Genomic DNA, 3,051 nt, shown 5'->3' with positions numbered 1-3,051 from the left:
GTAAGCGGTGTTCCGGTCACACCCCGCCCATTTCACCGGCTTGTTTTCGGCTTCCAGCGTTTCGCGAGCTTGAGGACTTCGAGACGGAGTTCATCGGCCGGGGGCACGATGGGATCAAAGGTAGCTCCATACCATTCCTGCAGATCCGCATGTTCGGGGTGTTCGGGATCTGCCATGGCCTCAAGGAACTCTTCATACCCGGGAATGCCGCCGACATCTTCAGGCGGGCATCTGCCCGAGATGTCTGTCAGCCGGGGGTAGAGGTCGCCGGGAACGGCGTCGGTGACCTTGCCGACCGACAGGCTGTGCTCCCAGCTGTCTCCGAAGTCATAGATGTAGCGGATGGTCCGCGCCCCGGTGTCCTCGATCAACTGGGCCAGGGTCGTCTTGTTGGCAGGCAGGTCCTCGCCGCCGAAGTCTGGATCGGGCAGCCCCCATGTCGCGCCGCCCGCCTCGAACATGTAGAGATGCGAGTTGGTCCAGCCCATGGCGGCCTGCAGGGTCAGATGTAGCCGGTCGAGGCGGATTGCGACGGGGACCTGCAGAGTGCGGGTGACCGGGGGCTCGATATGTTCAAGCGTGACCTTGATCTCGACGATGCTCATGGCCGTCCTCCCGCTGCCAGCTTCCCTTGTAGTTCCAGGGCAGCAGCGCGTCGATATCGGATTGCCGGTGTCCACCCGCAATGGCCTTGAAGGTATCGCTCAGCCAGGCATGAGGGTCGACCGCATTGAGTTTGCAGGTCTCGATGAGCGAGGCGATCATCGCCCAGTTCTCAGCCCCCGCCTCATGACCGGCAAACAGAGCATTCTTCCGCGTCAATGCGATCGGCCGGATACTGCGCTCGACCGTGTTGTTGTCGAGTTCGATCCGCCCATCCTCAAGGAAGCGGAGCAGCCCGTCCCGGTGCCGGGCAATGTATTTCAGGGCCTCCCCGAGGGGGGACTTCGATGACACGCGCGACCGGTTCTGCATCAGCCACATATCGAAGCTGTCGAGCACCGGCTTCGAGCGCGCCTGCCGCTGTGCGACACGCGCGGCCGGATCCTGACCGCGGATCTCTTTCTCGATTCCGTAGAGAGCGTTGATCAGTCTCAGCCCCTCCTCGGCAATCGGCGCTTTGCCCGCCTGCGCAACCTCATGCAATTTGCGTCTGGCATGGGCCCAGCAGAAGGCCAGCTCGATCCCTTGACCGGCACGCCTCGCCAGCCGGTTGTATCCCGTATAGCCATCGACCTGCAGCGTGCCCGTGAAGCCCTCAAGGATCCTTTCGGCATAAAGACCGGCCCGACCCGGCGCATAGGTGAAGACCACTCCGGGCGGATCGCTCCCGCCCCAGGGCCGGTCATCGCGGGCCAGCGCCCAGAAGTAGCCTGTCCTGGTCTTCCTGCGGCCGGGATCGAGCACCGGCGCACGGGTTTCGTCCATGAAGAGCTTCGACGAGCGCTTCAGCTCGGCAAGCAGCGCCTCATGCAGCGGTCTCAGTTCGAAAGCCCCGCGGCCCACCCAGTCGGCCAGCGTGGAGCGGTCAAGGTCGATCCCCTGGCGGCTGTAAATCTGCGCCTGACGGTACAAGGGAAGGTAATCGGCGTATTTGCTGACCATCACATGCGCCACACTGGCCTCGCTCGGCATTCCCCCAGGGATCAGCCGGGCCGGCGCGGGCGCCTGGACGATGCCGTCCTCGCAGGCGCGGCAGGCATATTTCGGGCGACGGGTCACAATCACCCGGAACCGGGCCGGAATGATATCGAGGCGCTCGCAGACATCCTCGCCGATAACGTGCCGCTCCGCGCCGCAGCCGCAGACCGTACTCGCCGGCTCGATCACCTCCTCGATACGCGGGAGATGTTTCGGCAGCGATCCGCGATTGGCCTTGCGCCGGCGCGGGGGACGGCCGGCCAGACGGTCCTCCGCCTCGTCTTCGGCATGAAGCGCGGCCTGCGCCGTCTCGATGTCTTCCAGGGCCAAAGCGAACTGCTCCGGGCAGGCCTTCTCCGACCTCGCACCAAACAGGGCGCGCCTGAAGTCGGCCACCAGCTTTTCCAGCTGAACAAGGCGCGCTTCCTTGCGCTCGATCACATCATCCTGCAGCGCGGCCCGCGACTGCGCGGCCAGAACCATCGCCTTCAGAGCGTCAATGTCATCGGGAAGATCGGCCGCTATCGTCATGGCAAAATTCTACCAGACACCGCGCCTCCCGGCCCGTTCAAAGAACCGACCGAGTCACTCTGCCGCACCGGGCGGACGCGCCGCCAGGGCCTTCACCTTACGCCAGTCCAGCCCCGCAAAGAGCGCCTCGAACTGGGCGTGATTGAGCGCCATCACCCCGTCCCGGATCGCAGGCCAGGTGAAGCGCGTCTCCTCCAGGCGCTTGTAGGCCATCACCAGCCCGGTACCGTCCCAGTACAACAGCTTCAGACGGTCAGCCCGCCTGGCGCGGAACACAAATACCGTCCCGGTGAAGGGATCTTTATGCAGCTCGTTCTTCACCAGAGCCGCCAACCCGTCATGCCCCCTGCGGAAGTCCACCGGCTTCGAGGCAACCAGGATCCGAACCCGGTTCGACGGGAAGATCATGCCGGCACCGAAAGCGCGCGCGCGACCGCCGCGATCCGCTCCGGTGAAGCCCCGGGCTCAAGCCGGATCGTGACAGTCCCCGTCATGATCTCCGGTCCCGCGGCAGGTCGTGGCGCCGGCCCACTATCCGTCGGCGCAACCATCATCGCCGCAAACGTCACCTCGTCTGTCGCCTGCGGTTCGGGCAGAACAAGCCGACCCTTGCGCGCCAGCGTCCGCCAGGCCGAAAGATGGTTCGCCTTGACCCCGTGACGCCGCGCGACCTCCTTCACCGTCGCCCCTGGCTCCAGCGTCTGCGCTACTATCGCTGCCTTCACATCATCCGGCCATTTGCGGTAGCCACGATCAACTCCCGAATTCGGGAGAACCTCAAATGTAGCCTCCATGGAGAAACTCCTTCCCGCCAATCAACGGGAAGCAAAATCAATCATCACCTCAAAATGCGAAAGGTGGGGCTACAACACCGCTTAC

General features: G+C 64.2%; 3 protein-coding genes and 1 pseudogene. All 4 read right to left on the bottom strand.

Going from position 1 to position 3,051, the window contains the following annotated elements; all coding sequences use genetic code 11:
• Positions 1 to 32: 32 nt before the first annotated feature.
• Complete coding sequence (locus FHS78_RS19155) at positions 33 to 605, bottom strand: plasmid pRiA4b ORF-3 family protein (RefSeq protein ID WP_167096115.1); 573 nt, start codon at positions 603 to 605, stop codon at positions 33 to 35.
• A complete protein-coding gene (gene tnpC, locus FHS78_RS19150) occupies positions 574 to 2,172 on the bottom strand; it encodes an IS66 family transposase (RefSeq protein WP_167096113.1) in 1,599 nt (532 codons plus the stop codon). Before tnpC ends, FHS78_RS19155 begins: the two co-directional genes overlap by 32 nt.
• A gap of 54 nt (positions 2,173 to 2,226) precedes the next feature.
• Entirely contained in the window at positions 2,227 to 2,580 is a 354-nt protein-coding gene (gene tnpB / locus FHS78_RS19145; RefSeq protein ID WP_167096111.1) for an IS66 family insertion sequence element accessory protein TnpB, read from the bottom strand.
• Positions 2,577 to 2,894, bottom strand: a pseudogene (locus FHS78_RS19140) (transposase); the annotation flags it as partial. The pseudogene FHS78_RS19140 and the gene tnpB, both read right to left, overlap by 4 nt.
• Between the last annotated feature and the right edge of the window lie 157 nt (positions 2,895 to 3,051).

It is taken from the genome of Parvibaculum indicum (assembly GCF_011762095.1).
GTDB classification, from domain to species: domain Bacteria; phylum Pseudomonadota; class Alphaproteobacteria; order Parvibaculales; family Parvibaculaceae; genus Parvibaculum; species Parvibaculum indicum.
Note: the sequence above shows the minus strand (reverse complement) of the source record. Positions and strands in the feature narration are given on the sequence as shown.